This is a genomic window from Providencia sp. PROV236 (assembly GCF_033676985.1).
Classification (GTDB): Bacteria; Pseudomonadota; Gammaproteobacteria; order Enterobacterales; family Enterobacteriaceae; genus Providencia; species Providencia manganoxydans.
Genome location: NZ_CP096297.1, coordinates 1874772 through 1899851, shown reverse-complemented (window position 1 = coordinate 1899851; position 25080 = coordinate 1874772). Strand labels below are relative to the sequence as shown.

The window sequence follows — 25080 nt, the reverse complement described above, 5'->3', positions numbered from 1 at the left end:
CATCAAGCTAGTACAAAGAAACATTACTCGGGAGTTTCCATGTCTGTTGATACAGCAAAAACAATTAAACAGCCCTCCATTCTAGGAGGCGCAATGATCATCGCTGGTACCGCTGTAGGTGCTGGTATGTTTTCAATACCCATGGTTACCTCTGGTGTCTGGTTTACAGGATCTATTGTCCTTTTAATTTATACTTTTGCTTGCATGTTACTCTCTGGCTTGATGATTTTAGAAGCCAATATGAACTATCCAGCAGGGGCAAGTTTCCATACGATGGTCAAAGACTTATTAGGCCCCGTGTGGAACTCTATAAACGGTTTATCGATTACTTTTGTACTGTATATTCTCACCTATGCTTATATCTCCGCGGGTAGCTCGATTATCTCTAGCAACTTATCCGACTATATGGAAATGCCACAAGCTATCTCCGGACTTGTTTTCGCATTGATAGTCGCTTTCTTTGTATGGTTATCAACCAGAGCCGTTGATCGTTTAAGCACCATTTTGATTGGTGGTATGGTCATCACTTTTGTGATGTCAATTGGCGGTATGGTAACAACAGCATCACCATCTATTTTATTTAACCAAGTAGAGAATGGTGATACACATTATTTACCTTATGCGCTTGCCGCTCTACCTTATTTGCTAACATCCTTTGGTTATCATGGTAATGTTCCTGGTTTAGTGAAGTACTACAATAAAAACAGCCGCTCAGTCGTTCTAAGTTTGGTTTATGGTGCGATCATTACTGTTGCTATTTATATTTTGTGGCAGTATGCGATCCAAGGGAACATCCCTCGTTCTGCTTTCGTACAAATTCGCGAAGAAGGCAACAATATTGGTGCTCTACTGAATCAAATGAACTTATCCACCAACAGTAGCTTTATTTCGCAATTTCTAACGCTATTTTCCTATATGGCCCTTGCAAGCTCATTCTTAGGTGTATCTTTAGGTTTATTTGATTTTATTGCTGATTTCTTTAAGTTTAATGATAACCAGCAAGGCCGTTTAAAATCAGCCTTAATTACTTTCTTACCACCCACTGTGTTCGCTTTGGTTTTCCCAAATGGCTTTATTTATGCAATTGGTTTTGCGGGACTAGCTGCTACAGTTTGGGCAGTGATTATTCCTGCTCTGATGGCAAGGGCGAGCCGTAAACGTTTCCCTAAAAACAGTTATAAAGCTCCCGGTGGTATGGGTGTGATTTGGTTTGTGATCCTCTTTGGTGTTATTAATGCTGTCGCCCACATTCTTTCTTTGCTAGGTTTATTACCTATTTATTAAATAATGTTTCCCCTCTCCTTGCCTGCTAGCGAGAGGGGTTAACCTCAATTTTATCTTATACTCTTCTTTGAAATTGATGCTTAAATTTTTCTCGTTGATATCCCTCTACTTAACGGCAATCTTAAAAGATATTATGTTTATCGATAACTGTCGTTTTTTTTACTAAAAAATAGGCTTAGTATCTTGCCTAATCGCCTATCTGCGAGTACTTTTGTCGCACTCTTTTTTGACAATTCTAAAGAAGGTTATTTATGGCAAAGGCCAATGAAATCAAACGTGGGTTTGCAGTCAATTACAATGGCAAACTGCTGCTGGTTAAAGATATCGATATTCAATCACCAAGTGCACGTGGTGCCAGCACTTTATACAAAATGCGTTTTACGGATATAAAAACAGGTCAAAAAGTTGAGGAACGTTTTAAAGGAGATGATATCTTAGAAACCATCTCCTTAACTCGCCGTGGTGTGAGTTTTTCTTACATTGATGGTGACGAATACGTGTTTATGGATAACGAAGACTATACACCATACCTATTTAAACATGCAGATATTGAAGAGGAATTATTATTCATTCCAGAAGAAGGCTTACCTGGAATGCAAGTTCTGACAATGGATGGGCAAGTATTAGCTCTCGAATTACCACAAACGGTTGATATGGTTATCGTTGAAACAACGCCAGCTATCAAAGGTGCTTCCGCAAGTGCGCGTACTAAGCCTGCAACTATGGCAACCGGTTTAACAGTACAAGTTCCTGAGTACTTAACTAGCGGTGAAAAAATTCGTATTCATATCCCTGAACGCCGTTTTATGGGCCGCTGCGAATAAAATCAGTATAACAATCACCTATGGGCATCTGCCCATAGGCCTTTTCTTAACCACTCACACAATGAAATTAAACAACTGACAACTCAAATTAATTATAATCCAGCGTATACATACCTAATTTTTTATCTTGATCTATCCATTTAAAACTTTGTGTGCCTTTATGGTTTGGTAGTTCATGCGTTCCTGTTTTTAATTTTTTGAATGACGTTTTTACCGTTTCTACTTTGCCTCGATCACTCCAGCAAGTTGTTTCAATTTTGTCTCCCATAGTACCAACTTGGCATGGAGGTACTACGATTGCCCCCACAAATGTAATAGTGGCACTACCGATAACATTTCGCTTTTCGGCATGGGCTGTATAAGTGATGAAATAGCTTAACGTGATGACAAACAATAAAGTCATTAAAGAAGGTTTATTTGCTGTAAGTTTCATGAAAAAAGTATCCGCTTAAAATTAGGTTATCGTCATTTGGTATAATTTATTTATATTAGGAATAGTTTTTTATTATCTATTACCTGATGACGAGGATCTTAATTCGAACGAATAGAATGATATTTAACTAATGGCCGCAGTTTTTTATTTTTCTCTAAATCTAAAGACTGAAGTAAAATTAGTGATATTAATCACAAAAAAATAATAACCACACATTTTGCAATTTTATTTTTTCATTTTCTATTAAAATTAGCCTTGGTATTTAAGAATAAAAAAATCTTCTTTACTTTCATTCACTTAATTTACACTTATTTCACTAGTTAATATGAAAAGTTTACTCGCAAAAAAATTGTTCTATCACCTTCTTTAATGATAGCAAGTGGCCGCCATCGTGCGTGTTATCAACATCCAGAACATGATGGTCTCTGTATCAAAGTACACCACCCTAATAAAGACGATCGTGAAACAATACGCGAAGTAAAGTACTATAAAAGAATTTACCGAAACACATCATCAATAAACGCCATCGCTCATTATTATGGTACGCAAGAAACTAATCTTGGTACTGGGTATGTCTTTCAGTTAATCAAAGATAAAACAGGAAATGTGGCAAATACACTCGACTATTATTTAAAAAATAAACATTCTTTTTTAAAACATCAAAAAAGCATGAAAATTGCCTATGAACTTTTTAAAAAAACAGTTTATAAAGATGCGATTGTCACTATGACGTTAAAACCCTATAACATCGTCTATCAATTAGGCTATAAACCTCACGGACAATTTTTTATCATCGATAACCTTGGCTGCGCTAATTTAATCCCTATTGACTATTACTCGTCAACACTAGCTAGAACCACCCTCACTCGTCGATTTACCGACTTCGAACAGCGTATGATGAGAGAATATCATGTCAAACTTTCCACAATGCAATCTGTTGAGTCAAAGGATTAATCAAAGCAATACAAAATACTGCGGTTAACGACTATGATTGTGGTTATTTTTTATAAGAAATTTAAACTTCTTTACAATTATGGGGTTGGAATATAAACCTGACAGAAATAAGGCAAAACTACCTTAATCAAAATGTGATCTAGATCGTTATTTTAACTGTATTATTTGCAAGCACTACACTCAAATCGCTATTTTTTTAACAAAAAACTCTCAAACCGCGATTTTTATCAGTATTTAATATAATGTTTTGTAAATTATGACCTGATTAACTCGCCATTTCAGTTCTGTTTATGTATGCTCTTTATGTTTGGTGAAATAAGTATGCAACTGCCAAACTCTAACGATGAGTTTCTAACAGGTTGTGGTTATGTTCACATAACTGATTTGCGTCTAATGCAACTCTCTATCTGGTTTTACTCATATACAAAATTTAGCTGTTCTGTATTAAACACTTTCTGTGAAAAACCACAGTAGCATTTCAGAAAATGCGTTTTTCACAGGGATAAGTTTACGTTTATTGTGTGGATAAAACACAGTACAAAAAAGGCAAGGGACATTAAGAATAATGGCAACATCTGAAAAATTTAAGCGCAACATTTTGCGCATTATACCAGCAATAGCGATTGCCGCGACACTCTCAGCTTGTACTACCCCTAATTCTTCAAAGAATGCTCAACGTACTACTCATTCTGAATCTCGCATGTTAAATAATTCATCTGATTCTTTAGCAATGGCCTCTCAAGACGAATTTGAGCAATTAGTTCAAAGTGTTGATACCAAGTCTAAAATCATGGATCAATATGCGAATTGGAAAGGTGTAAGTTATCGTTTAGGTGGAACAACTAAAAGCGGTGTTGACTGTTCAAGTTTTGTGCAACGCACATTCATCGAACAATTTGGCGTTGCTTTACCACGCACGACTTCGGAGCAAGAGTCCTCCGGTAAAAGCGTTAGCCGCAATAGTTTAAAAGCCGGTGATTTGGTTTTATTTAAAACAGGTCGCCGTATGAAACACGTTGGTATCTATATTGGCGATAATAAATTTGTCCATGCATCCACCAGCAGTGGCGTGATCGTTTCAGAAATGACCAACGAGTATTGGAACAAACGATACTATGCAGGTCGCCGTATTATCAATGGTTCGTAATCATTAAAAACAGCTAAATTCCTTGCCAATAAAAAAGCTTCCAAGTTGAATAAACTGGAAGCTTTTTTATTATATTCAGATTAGTTATTACGATGAATAAAAACCTGATTCCAATTCTGCAATAGCAACACCAGAGGCTTTTAAGCGACACATCGCAGCATGCTCATCACTGGCATGAATAAAGAGACAAATTTCTTTCTGCCATTCTAAAATTGCACTTTCAATCTGCAAATCAGATAACGACTCTGACAATTGCTTCATTGCAATACAATCTGTTGCACAGTCATGACTGAGTAATTTCAGCCCCACAAGTTTATCGCTAGCGAAATCATTAGTAGGCACCACCTCAACATGAGTTCCTATCTTTCCTGATAACCAGCGGTAACTTTGCGGCAGCCTGTGCACTACCGAAAGACCTGATTTTTCCACAACAATATCCTATTGCTACCTAACCATTATATTGTTCGTTGAACTAAATTACTTACCAAACAAAAGCGCTATAGTGTCATCTGCTATTAGTTAGCAAATTTTCGCTTTTTTATTCTCCCTTCTCTACTTTCATCGTAGAGGTTGGTAAGGACTATAAACCTCGTTCAAACCGAATTCGCTACAATCACAAAAAGTAACGTGATTGTTAAAAACCATACCTAAATATAACATTAAATATTATTCATGTCGTTAAATTTTTGTGACATAAATCATTGCATGCTTATTTCTTTACTTCAAGTGTTAAATTTTAAATTTTTTTTGATCTCAAAACTCAACACCAGCACTAATAATTAGTCATTTTTTTTACATTATTAAACGATTTTCAATAATAAACCGCCTAATTTTGAACAATAGTCATTAAATTTATCTTTTAATGACTAACTACTAAATAGCTTAGCTCAACACAGAAATTTAACAAATATTCATCAATTGATAATTGATTTAGATCATTTTTATACTGGAATTCTATTTTTACTGAATATAAATTCGGTTTTGCCGAGTAGTTGATTTTTACTTAACACTATTAGAATAAATATGGTGACTGACTGAAATGAAAACAGGAGGGAGATGTTTCATCCATGAAACATAAATACCAATTCTATTTCTTTATACGCTTAGCTAGAACAACAAATAGCATAGAGAACGCAACACACGCCACCATAGAGCCAACCATTGGCCATGCTGACTTAGCAGGGATCATCGATAACAACGTCCCAACCAACGCTCCTATTGAAAAACGGATCGTTCCCGCCAAAGATGAAACGGTACCTGCTATATGTGGATAATTGTCTAAAATCACCGCCATTGCATTGGATGTGATCATCGCAATACCACTGACATAAATAGCAACACCTAAGACCAATGCCCAAAAGCCAACGCCTAGTGCCGTCGTCACTAACAACCAAATTCCCATGGTAAATTGGACAATAATACCTAAATAAAGCAAACGCTCTGCACCAAATCGCCTTACATAACGACCATTAAACGTGGTCATAATAAATAAGAAAATAATATTAATGCCAAAGAAGTAGCCAAAGTCCTGTGGGGATACCCCATTTAGGTCGATATAAACAAATGGACCCGCGTTTAAAAATGAAAACATGCCTGCGAATGAAAATGAGCTGGCTAAGATATAAAACAACACCTGCTTGGCACGAAATAAGGTTGCAAATTGCCTTAACGTGGTCCCTAAATGAAAAGGTTGGCGTTTTTCAACGGGAAGCGTCTCTCGAATAAATAAACTGACTAAAACAACCGCAATCACCGCCGCGATACTAATGCTCCAGAAGATAGCGTGCCATGAGAACCAACGCATCATTTCACCGCCTAAAATAGGCGCTAATAAAGGAGCAATGGTCATCACTAATACCACGAAAGACATACTGCGTGAAAATTCATCACGCGTGAACATATCTCGCATTAAAGCGTTGATCACCACACTTGCCGCAGCAGCTGCAAATCCATGTAAAAAACGAAACCAAATCAAGGACTCGATTGACTCAGTTAACGCGCACGCCGCCGAAGCAATTGCAAACACAATAACGCCACCTAAGATGACAGGTTTGCGACCGATGCTATCAGCCATTGGACCATAAAATAGCTGGCCAATAGCAAAACCAAAAATATAGCTATTCAGTGTCATTTGGATGCGGCCTTCATCGACACCGAAATACTCACCCATAGCAAGGAAGCTTGGCAGATACATATCAATAGCTAATGGCATCAGCATTGATAATAAACCAAGTATTAATATCAACCCTAAATAGGATGATTTTTGTTGTTGCACTCGTTAGACTCCTATACCTTACTACATAGCGATATCAGCTACATACGACTTACCCTTACGCTATATTTAGCGTGGTACTGCAATACTGTTAATTTCTTCAGCAGTCAATTCACGGTATTCACCCGGAGAAAGCTGTGGATCTAACCAAATTTCCCCTATTCTTTCACGGTGAAGACCACATACATGGTTACCAACCGCTGCAAACATACGTTTTACTTGGTGATAGCGCCCTTCGCTGATTGTCAGTCGTACTTCTTTTGGGGTGATAATTTCTAATTGAGCAGGTTTAGTCGGATATTTTTCCCCATTTAGCATCACACCTGTCTCGAACCGTTGTGCAACGTCATCAGCAATATCATTTTCTAATTCAACGCGATATGTTTTCTCACAATGATGCTTAGGTGAAGTAATTCGGTGTGACCACTGCCCATCATCGGTAAGTAATACCAATCCTGTGGTGTCAATATCAAGGCGTCCCGCTGAATGTAATTTATCAGCCAATGGTTCATCAATAAAATAGAGAATGGTCGGGTGCGTTGGGTCATCTGTTGAGCAAATATAGCCTTGCGGCTTATGCAACATAAAATAACGAGGACCTGTGACATGCGTTAACACCACTCCATCATAAGCTACCGATTGTTCAGAACTCACTTGTAATGATCCCGATTTAACTATTTCGTCGTCAACAGTCACTTTCCCTGCGCGTAGCTCACGCGCCACTAGACTCCGGCTGATCCCTAATTGCTGGGACAAAAACTTATCCAGTCGCATAAATTCTCTTAATTTGATGGAATAGCAACTTGGTGTATATGCCATCCAAGCTGTTAGAAATAAAATTGAAAGGTTATTGTGATTATGTTCACATCTTTTATTATATCAATAACGAACTATAAGTGATAGCGTCACACAGCTAAGTCCTGTTTTTAGCTCAACTCGTTGTGTTAACTTAAATTTTACATTTAGCTATGCTCTATTTTTAAATAATACTGAATAATATGCCTTTCCAACTTCGTCCATACCAACAAGAAGCTGTCGATTCAACAATACGCTATTTTCGTCAGCATCGTGATCCTGCGGTTATTGTCCTTCCCACTGGTGCGGGAAAAAGTTTAGTCATCGCTGAACTTGCACGACTAGCACGAGGTCGTGTGCTGGTTTTAGCTCACGTCAAAGAACTTGTTGAGCAAAATCATGCTAAGTACCTTGCCTATGGCCTTGAAGCCGATATTTTTGCTGCTGGGTTAAATCGTAAAGAGTCACACAATAAAGTTGTCTTTGGCAGTGTACAATCTGTTGCTCGTAATCTTGATAACTTTAATGATAACTTTTCACTGGTCATCATTGATGAATGTCATCGTATTAGCGTGAATGAAAAAAGCCAATATCAACAAGTTATCAATCGATTAAGTCAATACAATTCAACCTTAAAAGTACTTGGTTTAACGGCAACACCCTATCGCCTCGGATCAGGTTGGATATACCAATACCATTATCATGGAATGGTTAAAGGCGATGACTCATGCTTTTTTCGTGAGTGTATTTATGAGTTACCATTACATTACATGATCAAAAATCATTTTTTAGTTCCTCCTGAGCGTCTTGACATGCCAGTTCTACAGTATGATTTTAGCCAAGTGTCACTCAGTTCATCCGGTATTTTTAATCAGCATGAATTAAACCTATCAATTAAAAAACAAAAACGTATTACCCCAACAATTGTCGCGCAAATTGTTGAGTATGCTTTACCGCGCCAAGGTTGCATGATTTTCGCCGCAACAGTTGAACATGCGAAGGAAATTTTAGGTTATTTGCCTCAAGAAACAGCCGCTTTAGTCACGGCAGATACCCCTGCTGCTGAACGTGAAGCGATTATTCAGCAATTTAAAAATAAACAATTGCACTTTTTAGTTAACGTTTCTGTGCTTACCACTGGTTTTGATGCGCCGCATGTCGATGTGATCGCTATTTTACGTCCAACTGAATCCGTCAGTTTATATCAACAGATTGTTGGTCGAGGGCTACGCCTTTCGCCTAATAAACATGAATGTTTGATTTTAGATTATGCAGGCAATCCACATGATTTGTTTCGCCCTGAAGTCGGCTCCAGCAAACCAAATTCGAGTAGTGTCCCCGTTCAGGTTTTTTGTCCTCTTTGTCAATTTGCCAATACTTTCTGGGGTAAATGCACTGAAGATGGTCATATCATTGAGCACTATGGCCGTCGATGCCAAGGCTGGGAGGAAAACGAACGTGGCGAAAAACAACAATGTGAGTTTCGTTTTCGTTTTAAACAATGTCCACATTGCGGTGCAGAAAATGATATCGCCGCACGTCGCTGCCAAAAATGTGATGAAGTGTTATCCGATCCTGATGATATGTTGAAGGCAGCATTAAAACTCAAAGATGCATTAATCATACGCTGTGGTGGCATGGCACTAACAACTGGGACTGATAATAAAGGTGAATGGTTGAAAATTAGCTATTATGATGAAGATGGTACCTCTGTTTCAGAACGTTTTCGCTTACATACCCCAGCCCAACGACGTGCTTTTGAACACCATTTTTTACGTGAACACTTGCTAGCTCCCGGTGTTCCGTTTAAATGGACAACGGCTAATGACATCATTACGCAACAAGTTTTATTACGTTACCCACAATTTATTGTCGCAAGAAAAAAAGAGAGCTATTGGGAGATCCGTCAAAAAATATTCGATTATCAAGGGCGCTTTCGCATCGCTGACCAACTCTATTCGTAAGAGCGATTGACTTTCGATGTCCCTGATTTCGAATTAAGGGTATGTTCTCTTAACCTAGCGATAAAATGAGTAAAACGTGCTGTCATTCAATCTATAGTACAAGATCCAATCACAATGCTTCACGCAAATAATCATGTTCTAAATTTATTAAGACATAAATCTATCTTTTACACCGTTTCTTAGTCTCTTTTGCGCCGTAAAAATTCGCGACAAAAATCCGCAGTCCCCAATATTGGTTAGATTATGATTGCTGTAACCACGGTTTTTAGTTAAAATGCTGCCCGCTTCAGTGTTTTCGCAATAGCGACTTTATGTCACGAAGCCAAATATCGAACCTGCTGCTGGGTCGCCTGTAGCAGGATTTTATTTTTTCTTGTATAGAGAAATAGTAATGTTAACTATCAATGCAATTGCACGTACAGAGCAGGGTAAGGGTGCGAGCCGCCGCCTGCGCAGAGCTAACCAGTTCCCAGCTATCGTTTACGGTGGTAATCAAGAGCCTATCTCTGTAACTCTGAACCACGATGAAGTCATTAACCAAGAAGGTAAAGCAGAATTTTACGAAGTTCTGAACCTGGTTATCGATGGTAAAGAAACTAAAGTCAAAGTTCAGGCAGTTCAACGTCACCCGTTCAAGCCAAAAGTGACGCACATTGACTTCCTGCGCGTTTAATTAAAGCCACAAGCCGAGCTTTAGAAATTTTCGGGACGCCGAGTAAATAACGCCGCAATTGCGGCGTTATTTATTTCTAGTAACATATTACTTGCTGCGACGTTGCAGTTGATCGCGTAAGTTAGGTGGAGTGCCTCGAATTGTCAAAGTATCCGTCACCGGATCCCAAAAAATACGCTCCCCCATTAACATCGCATCAAAACTTATCGTGATCCCACCACCACTGCCCGAAAACTTCGTCAGTTGCTTCAGTGTTCCCCTATCGGCCGGAAAACTTTCCTCAAGTTGATAATCATTTTGACGCGCGAAGTCACCGAAAGACTGTTCTTCAACAATAGGAAGTTCTTTAGATAGCGCTTGCAGCTCAATTTCCTCACCTGACTGCAATTGCTCTGTACAGTAATTATGCACTTGTTGGCGATAAGCTTGGCGGGTATTTTTATCCATTTGCGCATTATCACAAAAGTCATCTAACGCTTGCACTAAACCTTTATTTTGTACTTTAGCGTTTAATCCTTCCGATGCTGCCAAGAAATCCATAAAGAAATCAGAAACTTTACGCCCTACTCGCCCTTTTAAAAAAGTAAGATAACGCGATGATTCAGGATTGGTTTCCCACTCAGTCAAATCGATACGTGCCACGATATCAGCATGAGGGATATCAAGGTAATGCGTGGTCGATAGGTCAAGATTGTCGGTAACAAACATGCTGTCACAACTACTTAAAACAGCAATCAATAAATACTCAACCGCCAGATAACGATATTGGCAAAATAGAACCACGCCCCCTTCTGCGAAAGGATATTTAGCAAGTTCATCTTTTAAACGTACAGTCATCGCACGACTGAAGCCAAGGAATTCTTCTTCACCTTTGCGTAATAATCTCAGCGCATCTGCCAATTCGCTTTCTTCATTGAACTCACCAAAAGCTTTACTTTTAGCGCTGTATACACGGTGTAATTCTGCCATCATGTCTTGCACAACGTTATCGGTTGACAATAAAGAGTCGCGCAGCATCACTTCAAGTGTCTGTTCATCGCGTTTAATCAACTGATGTAAAGCTATCTGGGAAATTTCCAGACTCATTGTAGGCTCCTTGTTCAAGCAGAAATATTATCGCGCGTATTCAAACACTGATGCTATTTATCTGCAACCTAAACCGTCATTTATGCACATTTTTACACACTAACAATGAACTAATACTCACTCAAATAATCTTAATAATCATGATCCTCACTTAAATATAAATTTCTTGCGAAGAATGAAGAAAAAGATCCCGCTATACGCTATCATAGGTGAGCTTTTAATAATTTAGGATGTTAGAATTTATGCCACAGTCATCTCGCTATAGTGATGAAAAAGTTGAAACTTTGCTCGCTGAGCTTGTCAGCGTGTTAGAAAAAAACCATACTCCAGTAGATCTTTCACTAATGGTGTTGGGGAACATGGTCACCAATCTACTTAATACATCTGTCGCACCAGCGCAACGTAAAATGATTGCCGACTCTTTTGCCAACGCGTTACTGTCTTCTGTCAAAGAAGATCAGTCTCACTAATCGATTAACGAAATAAACAGTATGGTCACCCATCAGCGCTACCGTGATAAAGTCTCCCAAATGATAAGTTGGGGGCACTGGTTTGCACTTTTTAATATCCTGCTCAGCCTAGGGCTAAGTAGTAGCTATCTGTTTATTTTTGATTGGCCCGACACGCTCGCCGGGCGCATTTTTGCCTTCGTCAGTTGGATTGGCCATTTTAGTTTTGTCGTTTTTGCCTGCTACTTACTGATTGTTTTTCCACTGACCTTTATTGTTATGTCTCAGCGGCTGCTGAGGCTTATTTGTGTTGCGCTCGCCACCGCGGGTACAACCTTATTAATCTTTGATATTCGAGTCTTTAGCCAATTTGGTTTACACCTGACGCCACAGGTTTGGGATCTAGTGATCAACCCTGAAAAAGGGGAGATGGCACGCGAGTGGCAATTGATGTTTATCGCGATCCCTATCATCTTTCTTATTCAAATGCTTTTTGCAACTTGGAGTTGGCAAAAGCTACGCAGTTTGAATAGACAAACCTTTGGTAAACCACTCGCAGGGCTATTTATTGCCACCTTTGTGATGTCGCACCTTATGTATGCATGGTCTGATGCTAATTTCTATCGCCCTATTACCATGCAACGTTATAATTACCCGCTATCACAACCAATGACGGCTCGAAAACTGCTGGATAGATATGGCTTATTAGACTTATCTGAACATCAAAACCGTGTCTTCCAGCAAGGTAGCCCTACCGCTTTAAAACTTCAGTATCCATTGAAACCGCTTAGCTATTATGATCAAGGCATGGGTTATAATTTACTACTAGTCGTGGTTGATAACTTGGGTGATAAAACCCAACAAAATAACATGTCATCGCTAAAAGCGTTTAAAGAGATGAGTACTGACTTTACCAACCACTACACCACAGGTTTACGTAACGATAGCGCCCTATTCGGCCTATTTTATGGTATTTCAGCCAGTTATTTCGATAATATCCTTAATGAACGTCATGCTTCTGTACTGATTGAAGCATTGCAGCATCAAGGGTATCAATTTGGCCTCTTCTCAACAGATGGCTTTAATTCTCCATTATTCCGCCAAGCCATTTTAGCGGATTACTCATTACCAACCAAAGCGGCTGATAGTGATACACAAACCATCACACAATGGAGCGCATGGTTAAGCGGGTTGAAGAGTGAGTCACCTTGGTTCTCCTTCTTAAATATCAAAGGACAACCCGGCAGTAAACAAACCAATGACCAAATCAACCAAATTGTTGAAACATTGATCCGTGATGGTCGCTTGAAAAATACCATTGTAGTTATCACTGCAAATTATAATGGCGAGTCTGAAGCTGATGATTGGTTTAGCGGTAAGCAGTTTGATCGTAAAAAGATGCAAGTTCCTTTGTTTATCTATTGGCCGAATACCCCTAGCCAGGAAATTGATAAACTCACTAGCCATCAAGATGTACTAACAACCATCATGCAACGTTTACTGCATGTGTCCAATTCACCTGACGATTATAGCCAAGGGGAAGACTTGTTCAGTCCTGACCGCAAGTACCCTTGGGTCATTACAGGCAGCAATAACGATGTGGTGATCACGACAAATGATGCAACGCTCTATATGGACAAAAATGGTCAATTTAGCATCTATGATTTGCAAGGTAATGAAGTTAAAAATCAAAAACCTGATCTTGCTCAGTTACTGAAAATTTTTACCGAACTAAAGCGGTTTAATGAAAATTAACGCTTAAAAATCAATCAGTCGAGCAAGTGAAGCCTTGCTTTCATAAGCAAAATGAGTAGTATAAATCAAAGTTCGGCATGTAGCGCAGCTTGGTAGCGCACCGTCATGGGGTGTCGGGGGTCGTAGGTTCAAATCCTATCATGCCGACCAACTTTTTATAGAGAAACCAACCTGTTAGGGTTGGTTTTTTTGTGGGTAAAATTTTAAAAAGGTAAAATGGCGGTAAAATGACGGTAAAATGACGACACAATTACACTATATATCATCGCCTTCCTCCGCTTCCAATTCAGCCTTCTTAGCCTCTTCTTCCGCTTGCTTCTCTGCTGCTTCTTTTGCTAATCGCTCTGCTTCTGCTTGTTTAAGATTGTAGATAGAGTTCGGTGGCATTTCGACACGCATATCTATCCAGCGAGACTCAGGTACGTCACAAGGTTCGTAGTTTTCGAAGTAAACAGGCACACCTTCTTCATCAAAGTGCTTAATGCGCTTGTTCTGGAAACGCTCCGGCATCTCTGCATTTTGCTGATGGAAGACAAATAGCTCGATATCACCATCTTGTTTGACGTTGTAATCAATGAGAACCATGTTTTTACCGTTATGATCCTGCGGAATAACAAAGCCGTTATTGATACCCCATGCACCATCTGCATTGAAACCCACAACGCCTTTAATGAGGTAATGGCCAACACCAAGGTGCTCCATTTCAACGCCTTCTGATTCTTCGTTAAGCTCAATGTGGTCAGCGAAAACTTTCACAATTGGCGATGCTGCTTTTAAGTTGCCATTTGAGTCTTTTGTTGTGTTCGCAGAGCTATAGACCGTACTCGTGCGCTCTCCATCGGCGTTTCCAGACGAAATTGTCATGACTCCGTTGCTATGACCTACGGTAATATTAAACCAGCAGTCGCCGACTCTAAAATAAGCACATGCAGAATATCCAACGGAATATTTCGTTGTTTGTGTATTCCTCCACAATGAAGAACGCGTTGTTCTGAGTTTTAACGTAGATGAGATAGTGTTTTCGTCTGTTACCCAATTGTTATCTGCATATCCCCCCCACCCAAAATCACCGAGATGCATTAATGCCCCTGATTTATCTTGTAATTCATGAGTTCTATATGCACCATCCGCACCGCGCTTCGAGACAAAATGAGGCCCTCTCGTCGTATCCATTACCTTCATAGACATCATGTGACCTTCATGCGTCACAGCGCTCTCCTTTTGAACTGATAGGTGCCCTAGCAAATTCCCACCCGTTTTATCAAACTTCCCATCGAGCAACTTATCCCGCTCTGCTTCTGTGCGTAGCTTAACTTTCTGTCCATTTGGTAACTCAAAATCGAGCGTGCCCGTTCCGGTCATTAATTCGGTGAAAATATCTGTAAATATCTCACTGGCGATAACCTGTGCTGTCGCTTTATTAACGCCATCTGAAATGGAATCAATCATTGTTGTCGAGATTGCGTATTTAGCATTTGTTAGCTTCGCTGAAACAGGGAGTGCTAGTGTGAGTTCTGTGTTGCTTTCAATCGAGTAAATTGTATTGACTTCATTGGGTAAGCCTGATGTGTCATTTTTGATCACAATAACTTGACCGACAGAAATTAAGTTTGTGTTATCTTTCCAACGCGTTCCTGTACCCATAATTTTTGTACTATTTGCTGTCGTTGTTACTGTACCGATGTTATACATATTCATTCTCCGAAATTTAGATACAAAAAAACCGCAATTAAGCGGCCTTGTTTTGAATTGGTTTTTATTTCATGCAATAGTGTTGCTTAAATTCACTTGCGTTAGATTGCCTCACAATAAATAAGCCTTCGCACACTTCATGAGTAATTAGAAATGGCGAATTACACGCAGAAATAAGCATGGCTATTCCTGCGAATATCGCATACTTAATTTTTTTCATTATGTTTTCTCAGAATTTAAAATAATCGGCGGCGTCTAATATAATAATCGGAGCGCTTGATCTGGCAATTGTATAATTACCATGGTACCCCCTTCCCGCCCATGTATTAACTTCAAATAAACCCACCGTTGAGCTATTGAAATTGCCAATATTCAATGACCTGAATTGCGCACTCCCTCCATTGCTGGTAAATGTTTCACCATAAATCGACGGGCAATACATTGGCCTTTTAACATCTTTTATCGTGTAACCTGAGTTCACATTGATTTGATTTGCTGGGATTGTATAGGGGCGCGTTAACACTTTCATTGCAGAGCAGTATGTTGTCCTTCCGTTCATATCGCGAAGCTTTAAACCTGCTTTTCCTGCAATTGCCTCAAGATCGGCTGGAGATTGATTAGCAAACGCTATCACATAATAATCTGCGGAAGTTCGCGTTGTCGTTGTTGGATCCCCTCTATTTCTGCTTACAAAATAATGGTCTATGTAGGTTGTTTGCTTGTCGTTTAGCACATAAAAATGGGTGATATAAGATTTAGCATCTTCACAATAAAAGAAATAAACAGCATTATTCATGTTTAAGCTAGGGTGTATTTCTGATGGCCTAAACATTCCGTTAATTCTTATTTTCTTTCGATGTATTGCATAAGCATAGCCAGTTGACGGTATTGGATTAAAAAATATATTGTTACCCATTATTTTCAAGCCAGCTTTACCCTGCGTTTTCATCGCCTCCATCGTGGGGTATGCAAAAACTTGAACATGATTGTTTGGTTCACCTGAATTCCTTGACTGTCTCAATCCTTTTATTGTGAGCTTACGATCTCCGCTCAAATTGAGATTAAATAAATCTTGTGTACCGCTGACATACCGCCTATCGCCAGATTCCGTAAATGTAACCTCCGCTCGACCAGCCCCGGGAAACTGGACCTCATAGCCGGTTGGAATTGGATTCGGCAGCGTATATTGATATGTCAACCAACCGCCGTCAGGCGTTAAGTTATACCTGTAGCTATTCACATAATCACTAAAAAGAATTGAGCCTGGTGCAGTGTTCTCATTGAAAACAAAGGCGCTTCCATCTGATAAATCAACAATCTTTAAGCCTACAATTTCACTCACTTAAACACCCCCAGCTCAACGAAATAGATATCCCCTTTTTTTATGTAAACCCCTTGATTGTTTACCGTTGTAGAAAAATCATCAGCTTTACCATTAAATTCAAAAATACTATTTTCCATATCAATACGGGACCCCGTTTTATTTGGAACATAATTTTTTGAGCGCATATCAGTGCCAACAATGATTTTTTCAATTGTTGCTTTGTTAATAAGCGCATCGTTAATAAATACTTGTCCATTCTCAACGAAAAATACCGGTTCCAACTTTCCGCTTTTTGGATTGAAGATACCAAACGTATCCGCGCTAAAACCAATTTGTGTGACTACTTTGCCATTTTGAACCGTGGCACCGATCATCATTTGCGCTTCATAATACTGACCATTTAACATGACAGCGGACTTGATACTAAACACCGAAGAAGCATTACCCTTGTGATCAACGGAAGTTTCAGCACGTTTTTCAATCGCTGCCTTGGCATCCTTGATTTCAGATTGGATCACCTCATTTGTGCTCGCTTGCGCCTTTTCATTATCCGAAATGGTTTTTTCAATACGAGTGAAACGAGCATTACTTTGCTCATACTGTGCATTTAACTGAGTAAATTTTTCAGCATGGGCTTTTTCATTGTTTGCAATCAACTTATTGGTTTCAATGATACTGGCCTTAATAACCCTTGCATCATTGCCTTGCTTCATGTTCTGGACAGCAAGCTGTAAGAGCGTTTCGGCTTGAGAGGACTCTTTATCGGCTTCTGTTTTCTGTATATGCGCAATATCAGCTTCGTTGCCATCAAAACGACTACTCGTTTTCTCCTCATTTTCGGCAACTGTTTTATTCGCCTCCGCTATCGCATTGGTGTTTTTGGTCACTGCTGAACTGATGTCAGAAAGATCTTTACCCTGCTTATCAATAAGTTTTCCTTGCTCACCGATTTGCTGACCTTGTTCATCAATATTTTTTTGAAGCTCTGCACGAGTTTGCTCTACGTGCTTTGTCTGTGATTTATCTTGCTCAGCGAGTGATTCCGTAATGCGCACGAATGCTGCTTCATTTTCATCGTATTGCGCAGAAACCTTTTCCTCCAACGTTGCTTGAGCATGCTGTGTATCAGCAATCGTTTTCTCATTGCGTTCAATCTGCGCTTTGATCTTACGATTGTCTTTGCGTGTTTTACTGACTTCTGCAGTCGTTTGAGAAATTGCCTCTGCTTGTGATGATGCTTCGTCAGCTTGCGTTTTACGAACCTGAGCAAAGTTGGCCTGCATTTCTTCGTAGATACTTTGCTGATTTTCTTTGGTTTCCGTTGCCGTTTCTTCCAAATTAGCAATAGCCGTTTTTTGAGAATCAACAACGCTGCTCACGTCAGACAGTTCACGACCTTGGTTATCAATGTCCTCCTTCAGTTTATCATCACCCGCTTTAATATCTGCTGTGAGCTGCTCTCGGGTTTGCGCAAGCGCCTTATCTTGCTCAACTTGAACCTTTTTAATTTCAGTGATATTGGCGGCAGTATCATCAATATGCGCTTTAAGCTGAACCCCCGTTTCTGCTATCGCTTTATCAGCAGTCGCAATCGCTTTTTCATTCCGTAAAATACTGGCTTCGGAGGTGCGTAAGCGGTCAGTCATTTTGCTAAAGCTAGCAATCGTCTGCATTGCGGTTTCGGCTTGGGCGATTTCCTTGTTGGTGTTCGCAATCTCCATGCGCGTGATCGCACCATAGATATCACCAAATTCAGCAATAGTTGATTGTTGAAATTCAGTCTGTACTTTTTCAAGCGTCGCTGTGGTTTTCTCTACTGTCGTAATGCGGCCTTTTGCATTGTCAACTTCAGCTGTCACTTGATTGATTTTCTCTGCTGTGGCCTCTTCAAACGTTGCCTGAGCATGTTCAACACGAAGAATCGCCGAAGTGTTGTAATCCACTTTAGCACTAATTTGCTCTTGAAAACGCGCTGCGGCGGCATCTTGTTGTGCATTAACTTCTTCAAGTCGGAATATTTTCCCTTCTGTTCTGACTGTCTCTCGCTTAAACTCATATCGCAAGTTAGTTGCGTAGATCTGATTCTGCAATGTTGTTTCATTAACGATTGCTAAATCTGTATTAAGATTTAATACCTTGTTATCGAGTTCAATTGTTTTACTGTCGATATCGACAATCTCATGCTTAATTTCAAGCTGTTCGAGTGCAATATCTTCAATTTGAGATTCCATTCGTTTACCAGCTTCAGTACTGAGAAACTTATCGCCGATAACTTCCAAAATTTCATCAGCCCTATCCTCTGGCTTGCCGCTAGCTTCAACAAACTGCGATTTGCCCACTGAGTTTACAGTTCTGACATAAACATAATATGTCTGGCCAGCTTTAAGCTTTCTTCCTTGAATAACCCACATCGTACCGCTACCGAGGTATTCCGCTAGATACTCAACATCATTGATATTCTGTATCTGCTTCTCGGAAAACCAAAATTCATATTGCAAGCGCAGGGCATTTTGACCGCCAACGTGAGGGATAACCCCTAGGCTAAAAAAGCCCGGCTCAACATCAATGTAAGACGGCGGTGGCGGTGGGTTAATATCAAATGATACTGATGATTGCCCCCCCTTTTGCCCTTCTTTGTTTTGTGGTACCACTGACAAAACATAGTTACCTTGTGGTAAGCCACCTAGGCGATAAAAGTTATCCGATGTTTTCGCAGTACCAACAATGCGATCGGCTTGGATCAGTTTAAGAAAAAAATCAACACCACGCACAGAAGTTGATGTCGTCCAATGCGCCTCAACTTGCCAGCTTTCATTATCGGGACTAACTTCAACTGAAAGGTTTTCAACTGGGGGTAAATACCCGCCTAACGGCGTATCAGGTAGCGGCTCGAATTTAGCCCCCTGATCAACAATCGCTTCTTTTTCTGGAGCGTGCTGAACGGCTGTGATCGCATAGGTGCCATCCCCATTATCAGAAACGGTCATTGCCCTAAATAGCCGTCTTGCTAAATTGGGTTGCGCTATCGCCCAAATGCCTTTAGCTCTGACCCCTTTTGGCATTTGTTCAACTTTTATCTGGCTGTCGGATAGGAAGCTTGTAATTTTAACGCGCTCCGGCTTTCCTGTGCCATTAATTACCGAGATCATAGCGGTACCAGATTTTGGTGGGGTCACTTCTCTGTCTAATGTGAATATTTTCTGAGTAGCATCAATAGCAAGCAAACGCCCACCAACTTGCTCAGAAACCCAGTCATTATCCATAATTTCAATAATATCACCGGGTAAGTGCCGCAGGCCTTCAGCGCCAACACTAAAATCAACGGTTTGAGACTCCAATCTTTCCGTAGCTAAGATCCATAAGCCATACCGGTGGGCTTGACCTCGGCTGGTACAACCAAACGCATCCACCCTTAAAACATTAGGCCCAAATTTGGCAATCAATGTATCATCAGAAACCTGCTCAATACTGGTTTTCCATCCGTTGGATGGGTCAATAAACCGCACTTCAATAATATTATGACGTGCCTTTAATGGGCTAAAACTGTAGTTAAATCGACCATTGATAACATTGGCATTTGTGTACGGCCATACTGTATCACTCGGGCGATCTTGAACAAATGTCATTTGCTGCCCATTCCATACCGGCATAATGCGCATCATTGAACAAAGATCACTGATAACATCATAAGCTTTTCGCAAATCGGTAATGTAAGCATTGCAGGTCGCTCGAGGCTCTTTATCGCCAAAGCCGTCAGGCACCAACTGATCATTATGTTGAGCAATGACATAGAGTGCGAACTTATCAACTTCAGCAATATTGAGACGCTTACCCATCCCATATCGCGGATGAGTTAAAACATCCCATAGCACCCACGCCGGATTGTTCGTGTATGCTGGTTTAAAAACGCCACTCCAAATACCGGAGTAAGTTCTCGTTTCAGGATCGTAATTATCAGGCACTTGAATAATGCGTCCTTTAACAAGATAGTTGCGGCGTGGGAATTGGTTCCCGAATTGCTCACTCTCAAAAGTGACACCTGCGACTGCGGAGCCGGGATAGGTTTGAATGATATCGGTGATCTCAGTATAACTTGACCACATAGTGTTGTTTTGTAGCTTATCGCTTGTACTGTCTTCCGTGACCCTGACTATGCGTACACCGAATGGCGGCGGTGGTAATTTATCAATAACAACCGCCATCAAATAAGGTGAATTACTTCTTTTCCCTCGGATAGTGACATTTTTTTCTGTCACCCAAGCGCCATTGCGTTGCACTTGAATTTGCAACTCAACAGAAGTGCCAACACGATCCCCGTTATCTTTGACTTCAACAAGCGCCTGCGTTCCAAACGTCAAACGAAGCCGGTCAATATTTCGTGATGTGATTGTGCGAGTAACGGGTGTGCTTTTTTTCACCTCTACCCCCACAGGGGTCTCACTGGATGAAGAGGCAAAGCCCTCTAACGGTGGCTGCTCCAGTGTTCCAGAAACCCATTGAGCCGTCATGCCATTAACGTTACTGTTTCCTGACTGATCAATAACAGGCGTATCATTTAAGAATACTCCCTGCAAATCACCGACCGGCCCTTCAATTGGTCCCTCACTCACAAGGTCAATGATTGATAACTTTTGTCGTGATGTTAAATCGTTTGGCGCTTCATACGGAGTATGCTGCTTGCCGCCACCCTTACCCATAATTACGTCTCCCCACTGCCGCCATGTTTACCCACATCAATATCCGTTGCTTCACCGTCATCCATAATTTCAACGCTTTGCGATATCACTCGGGAACCACACATAATTTCACCGTACGCCACCGGAACAGGCATTCCTTGCGCAACAGCGTTATCAAGATTGCTAAAATAGGTATTCCCTTTTTCTTCCTCAGATCTCGACAAGTTTTGACGCTTAGGTACAGGGGTGAGCATTTGCGCCACACCGCCTAACATCATTGCCGCCCCCGCAGACATCATCATTGTTGCAACGGTTGCCGACATCCAAGCCGGCCCCCACCAACCAAGACCGAGTATTGCAGCCCCAGCAACAAACTGAAAAACGCCGCCCGTCTTCGCTCCTTCAATACGTGGAACAATATGGATCACCGCATTTGGCTCTAGCGGCTCATAAACACGCTGATGTAATTCTTTAGGGTTAACGTCGGTGCCTGAAATGCGAATTTGGTACCAACCATCGCGAAATGCAGTTTTTAAGTGTGGGATTTGTAAGAAAAGCGCATGAAGACCTTCAGCGGCGGTACGAATATTTAAATCAAATCGCCGCCCAAATCGTTGGAGATCCCCGTAAAAGCGGATGGTTGCCAATGGCGGTAACGCCAAATTGAGTGTGTTAGTCTCTGCCATCTTTCGTTATAAACCTCACGTTTGCTGAGTTGATTGGGGACGTGGTGCAATATTATTTGATTACCCAAATAAATTGCCGCATGATTGGCGCGTGAACTGGCGTAGCAAAATAAAATTACATCACCAGGCTGAATATTTTTTTTAACTTGCTTAAACCCGTTACTTGATAAGTTGTCGAGATACAACTCTTTACCTTGTCGCCACCAATTGTCATGCCGTTCAAAGTCAGGTAATGGATAACCGGCTAGGTGATAGGCATCACGAAATAAACCATAGCAATCATTGGTACCGTGATTAAATTCACGCCCCAGTAATCGAGGAACGCAATCAAATTTAGTAATTCGGTCATCACAAACCAGCCACCACGGCAAATCAGTTTTGATTTGATGCGCTCTATCCGCTGAACTCAAAAAAGGCACTCCGTTTGGGTGGCTATGCACAATCGCAATAACCTCGCCCTGCTGGCTAGCCTGTATGTAATCCTCAGCCGAAATAGAGAAATGACTCTCAGGATCCGCGTGTTTGTTTTCACAGGAAATGTACTGCTCTGAATTACCCTGTCTGATGATTAGGCCGCACGACTCCTGTGGCGCCATGCTTTTTGCATGTGCCAAAATGGTTTGTTCTAACATAAAAAGCCCTACTGACTGAGGCGGGATGTAGAAAGGAAGCAGCCTATTCGGCTTGTGTTATTTCTTAACTTGCAATCAGATAGCTGTTTTCCACATTTATCTTTTGTTGGATCCGATGTTGGGTTGCCTAGTTCATCCGCAACGGGAACGCCTTTATAGCCGCACTCTTCCGAGCGGTACGACCAAGGGCATACATCAGAGAGGATAACTCGAGCTGGCAACATTGCGCCATCAGTTTCACTCGGTGTAGCGAGTTCAAAAGTTGCCGTTTCTGGATTAATTGTGGTTAATTGCTCGATGACCCAACGGCTAACTGACTCTTGTGAAGGGTCTGCATATTCATTGCCGTTCGCAAAGTTTACCGCATCGAGAAAGCGCGTATTCACTTTTCGCCGAATAACATAACCTCCCACCCCTGAATCTAAACGACTTGCGATCCCCGTTATCAAACCAAAAACATTTGATAGTGCTATCGTCGGTCGGCTTGCGGGGCCTTTGCCGTTGAAGTTAAAACCACTTCCCGAAATTGGATAAGGCTCATACTCTTTTCCCTGCCACACAACCGGTTTTAATAATTCGTTAGCGCCATCATGAAATCGATAGCGAATGCCGCCAATATGTGTAAAGTCTATTTCATATAATGTTAATTCAGCGTCAGTCTCTAATTCAGTAATTGAGATAAGCAATTCCGGTGGGATATTTTGCATTTATTACTCCCATAAAAAAACCACCCGAAGGTGGTCATTTAATTATCGACAACAGTGAGGAATATTAATTATCTATAAAACCTATGGGTTTTGATAATTTTATCTTGAGGGCTAGCAGAGGGGAAGCGCACTCTTTACCTCTCTGTGGTTGAAAACTCAGATGCCCAGTAATCAATCTTGGCTTTAAATAACCCCTTAAGCTCATCAGGTATTACTGATGCAGCCTGTTCTATACGCTCTTTATTTTCACTCATAAAATGAGATTTATCATCAGTTATGCTAAATAGGTACTTAGCGTAATCTTTCACAAGATCATTGTTCAGTATATTCCTTTTCCCATCAAAGAGCACAATGCTAGATAAATCAAACCTATTTTCGCAACTTGAGTGAGCCTCTTCTAAGTCACTACCGCAATGCTTGCATTTTATTGCCTCTGGCTTGATAAGCTCTGCGCAGAAAGGGCATTTGGTATCAAAGCAACCCCTATCATTGTCAGACTTAGACGTCGGGGTAATATCTTTCTTTTTACAAAAGATTATCATCAATAAGCCACACAATATAATAAAACAACCAATTAAAATATAATTCTGTCTTTCAGACATTAGCCCTATATTATTAACTCTACCACCATATCCCGTAGGAACACTCACATCCATAGTGAACGCTACTATAGCCACCACAATGCCAACAATTAAAGCAAACAAACCAAGCCCTTTCATAGATCAACCTCTACACTTATTTTACTATGACTATAGTAGCTTAAAGCTGGTTGAGGTCAAACGGCCGCGTGTTAGCTAACAACCTCTTCAAATTCAGCGCTAATTTCAGTTTTCAACACTTTTCTATCTGAAGACCACTTTTTGCAGATGACCGTTATTGGCTTGTTGCTTTTAATTGGCCGAAAAATAAATGATTTATATCCACCGTGTCTTGCTAGAAATAGCAACGCCTCATCTGCTGCTTGAGGCTTAAGTGACAGCATCACGTTCATTTTCCTAAGTTGATAGTTAATACCATCGGGGCTGCGTTGAGCGTAACCATCACCAAATTGAGCCTCCTTGATCCTTGGGGAGAAATCCGTTTTCATTCCCGGTTTAATTGGCCAGTTAAATATTTCCATTGGTCCACCTATAAAAAAAGCCGCTGAGCGGCCTATTCAATGTTCGGTAAGTACATTTGAGCTTCTTTTACTATTCGCTCTCTTGCAGTAAGTAATAATTGCTTTCTGCCACCAACACCCCAATTGGCCATAGTTCTAGCGCAACCGCTGACATTTTTGGTTTCGGTATTGATGATATGATCCAACTTGTTTAACCGAGCTATAACATCAAGCCCCTTTCTTGCTGCATTCTTAAATGTGTTATAAACAAGAATTTCAAACTCGGGCTTTAGCCAAGCGGCATATCGTATAACCACTAACTCAAGTGCCCACACACCATGATTAAGCCCACCGTTAATGACTTTTACCGCAGTGCAATTTTGCATTGCGCTTAATTTATCAACGAATGCCCTTACCTGCTTACTTCTCAAAAACTGGCTAGGATTTTGGTTTTCTCTTGCTTCTCCATTAATTACTGCCGAGGCGTGTAAATCGTTCAGACTGTATCGCCCCTCATTATCAACTCTGACAGATACACCATTAACGCTTACTCTTGGATATTGCATGGTAATTCCTTATAGAAAAGCGAACCTGTTCACCAGAAATAACCGCCCACAGAGATACCATT

General features: G+C 40.6%; 22 protein-coding genes and 1 tRNA gene. 9 read left to right on the top strand and 14 right to left on the bottom strand.

Annotated features, from left to right (window positions below):
- The first annotated feature begins 39 nt into the window (after positions 1-39).
- Both mtr and yeiP read left to right on the top strand, forming a co-directional pair.
- On the top strand, positions 40-1284 hold the full coding sequence (gene mtr / locus M1E96_RS08385; RefSeq protein ID WP_319066554.1) for a tryptophan permease: 1245 nt from the start codon (positions 40-42) through the stop codon (positions 1282-1284).
- Between the two features lie 251 nt (positions 1285-1535).
- Positions 1536-2108, top strand: a complete 573-nt coding sequence (gene yeiP, locus M1E96_RS08380) for an elongation factor P-like protein YeiP (protein WP_070927903.1) — start codon at positions 1536-1538, stop codon at positions 2106-2108.
- An 88-nt stretch (positions 2109-2196) separates the two neighbouring features.
- Here the strand turns inward: yeiP and M1E96_RS08375 are convergent, their stop codons facing one another.
- Positions 2197-2541 (bottom strand): hypothetical protein, encoded by a 345-nt coding sequence (locus tag M1E96_RS08375; RefSeq protein WP_140178492.1) that lies wholly within the window; start codon positions 2539-2541, stop codon positions 2197-2199.
- Between the two features lie 348 nt (positions 2542-2889).
- Here M1E96_RS08375 and M1E96_RS08370 point away from each other — a divergent pair, with 348 nt between their 5' ends.
- Together M1E96_RS08370 and mepS are read left to right on the top strand one after the other, a co-directional pair.
- The gene (locus M1E96_RS08370) at positions 2890-3495 is read left to right on the top strand and encodes a YrbL family protein (protein WP_272580113.1); all 606 of its coding nucleotides are present in this window, start codon (positions 2890-2892) and stop codon (positions 3493-3495) included.
- Positions 3496-4060: 565 nt separating this feature from the next.
- Positions 4061-4642: a bifunctional murein DD-endopeptidase/murein LD-carboxypeptidase gene (gene mepS, locus M1E96_RS08365; RefSeq protein ID WP_070927900.1), complete on the top strand. Its 582-nt coding sequence runs from the start codon at positions 4061-4063 to the stop codon at positions 4640-4642.
- Between the two features lie 87 nt (positions 4643-4729).
- On the opposite strand, the gene M1E96_RS08360 is transcribed toward mepS, so the two are convergent.
- From M1E96_RS08360 to rsuA, 3 genes are all read right to left on the bottom strand, one after another.
- Complete coding sequence (locus M1E96_RS08360; RefSeq protein WP_070927898.1) at positions 4730-5071, bottom strand: hypothetical protein; 342 nt, start codon at positions 5069-5071, stop codon at positions 4730-4732.
- A gap of 658 nt (positions 5072-5729) precedes the next feature.
- Complete coding sequence (locus M1E96_RS08355; protein ID WP_070927896.1) at positions 5730-6917, bottom strand: Bcr/CflA family multidrug efflux MFS transporter; 1188 nt, start codon at positions 6915-6917, stop codon at positions 5730-5732.
- A 66-nt stretch (positions 6918-6983) separates the two neighbouring features.
- Entirely contained in the window at positions 6984-7688 is a 705-nt protein-coding gene (rsuA, locus tag M1E96_RS08350) for a 16S rRNA pseudouridine(516) synthase RsuA (protein ID WP_070927894.1), read from the bottom strand.
- Between the two features lie 224 nt (positions 7689-7912).
- Here rsuA and M1E96_RS08345 point away from each other — a divergent pair, with 224 nt between their 5' ends.
- The gene (locus tag M1E96_RS08345; protein WP_369427484.1) at positions 7913-9673 is read left to right on the top strand and encodes a DEAD/DEAH box helicase; all 1761 of its coding nucleotides are present in this window, start codon (positions 7913-7915) and stop codon (positions 9671-9673) included.
- Positions 9674-10064: 391 nt separating this feature from the next.
- Positions 10065-10346, top strand: a complete 282-nt coding sequence (rplY, locus tag M1E96_RS08340; protein ID WP_070927890.1) for a 50S ribosomal protein L25 — start codon at positions 10065-10067, stop codon at positions 10344-10346.
- Positions 10347-10433: 87 nt separating this feature from the next.
- Here rplY and yejK read toward each other — a convergent pair whose 3' ends face one another.
- Positions 10434-11432: a nucleoid-associated protein YejK gene (gene yejK, locus M1E96_RS08335; RefSeq protein ID WP_272579997.1), complete on the bottom strand. Its 999-nt coding sequence runs from the start codon at positions 11430-11432 to the stop codon at positions 10434-10436.
- A gap of 242 nt (positions 11433-11674) precedes the next feature.
- On the opposite strand from yejK, the gene M1E96_RS08330 reads away from it, so the two are divergent.
- The 3 genes from M1E96_RS08330 to M1E96_RS08320 all read left to right on the top strand — a co-directional run bounded on the left by M1E96_RS08330 (position 11675) and on the right by M1E96_RS08320 (position 13786).
- Positions 11675-11902: a YejL family protein gene (locus M1E96_RS08330; protein ID WP_070927927.1), complete on the top strand. Its 228-nt coding sequence runs from the start codon at positions 11675-11677 to the stop codon at positions 11900-11902.
- Positions 11903-11923: 21 nt separating this feature from the next.
- Positions 11924-13636, top strand: coding sequence for an LPS biosynthesis-modulating metalloenzyme YejM (gene yejM / locus M1E96_RS08325; protein WP_272579996.1), 1713 nt, complete (start codon positions 11924-11926; stop codon positions 13634-13636).
- A 73-nt stretch (positions 13637-13709) separates the two neighbouring features.
- A tRNA-Pro gene (locus M1E96_RS08320) sits at positions 13710-13786 on the top strand.
- A gap of 105 nt (positions 13787-13891) precedes the next feature.
- Here the strand turns inward: M1E96_RS08320 and M1E96_RS08315 are convergent.
- The 9 genes from M1E96_RS08315 to M1E96_RS08275 form a co-directional block, all read right to left on the bottom strand.
- Positions 13892-15328: a hypothetical protein gene (locus tag M1E96_RS08315; RefSeq protein ID WP_369427483.1), complete on the bottom strand. Its 1437-nt coding sequence runs from the start codon at positions 15326-15328 to the stop codon at positions 13892-13894.
- Positions 15329-15557: 229 nt separating this feature from the next.
- The gene (locus M1E96_RS08310) at positions 15558-16670 is read right to left on the bottom strand and encodes a hypothetical protein (RefSeq protein WP_140183269.1); all 1113 of its coding nucleotides are present in this window, start codon (positions 16668-16670) and stop codon (positions 15558-15560) included.
- Entirely contained in the window at positions 16667-21349 is a 4683-nt protein-coding gene (locus M1E96_RS08305) for a phage tail protein (RefSeq protein WP_369427482.1), read from the bottom strand. Before M1E96_RS08305 ends, M1E96_RS08310 begins: the two co-directional genes overlap by 4 nt.
- A 2-nt stretch (positions 21350-21351) precedes the next feature.
- Positions 21352-22014 carry a tail assembly protein gene (locus M1E96_RS08300; protein ID WP_163861309.1) on the bottom strand — a complete coding sequence of 221 codons (663 nt, stop codon included), beginning with the start codon at positions 22012-22014 and terminating at the stop codon, positions 21352-21354.
- A complete protein-coding gene (locus M1E96_RS08295) occupies positions 21918-22646 on the bottom strand; it encodes a C40 family peptidase (RefSeq protein ID WP_369427481.1) in 729 nt (242 codons plus the stop codon). The genes M1E96_RS08300 and M1E96_RS08295 overlap by 97 nt, the downstream gene beginning before the upstream one ends.
- 8 nt (positions 22647-22654) lie before the next feature.
- Complete coding sequence (locus M1E96_RS08290) at positions 22655-23353, bottom strand: phage minor tail protein L (RefSeq protein ID WP_369427480.1); 699 nt, start codon at positions 23351-23353, stop codon at positions 22655-22657.
- Positions 23354-23487: 134 nt separating this feature from the next.
- Complete coding sequence (locus M1E96_RS08285) at positions 23488-24072, bottom strand: zinc ribbon domain-containing protein (protein ID WP_369427479.1); 585 nt, start codon at positions 24070-24072, stop codon at positions 23488-23490.
- A gap of 71 nt (positions 24073-24143) precedes the next feature.
- Entirely contained in the window at positions 24144-24473 is a 330-nt protein-coding gene (locus M1E96_RS08280; protein ID WP_369427478.1) for a phage tail protein, read from the bottom strand.
- 32 nt (positions 24474-24505) lie between these two features.
- Positions 24506-25018, bottom strand: a complete 513-nt coding sequence (locus M1E96_RS08275; protein WP_369427477.1) for a KilA-N domain-containing protein — start codon at positions 25016-25018, stop codon at positions 24506-24508.
- Positions 25019-25080 lie beyond the last annotated feature (62 nt).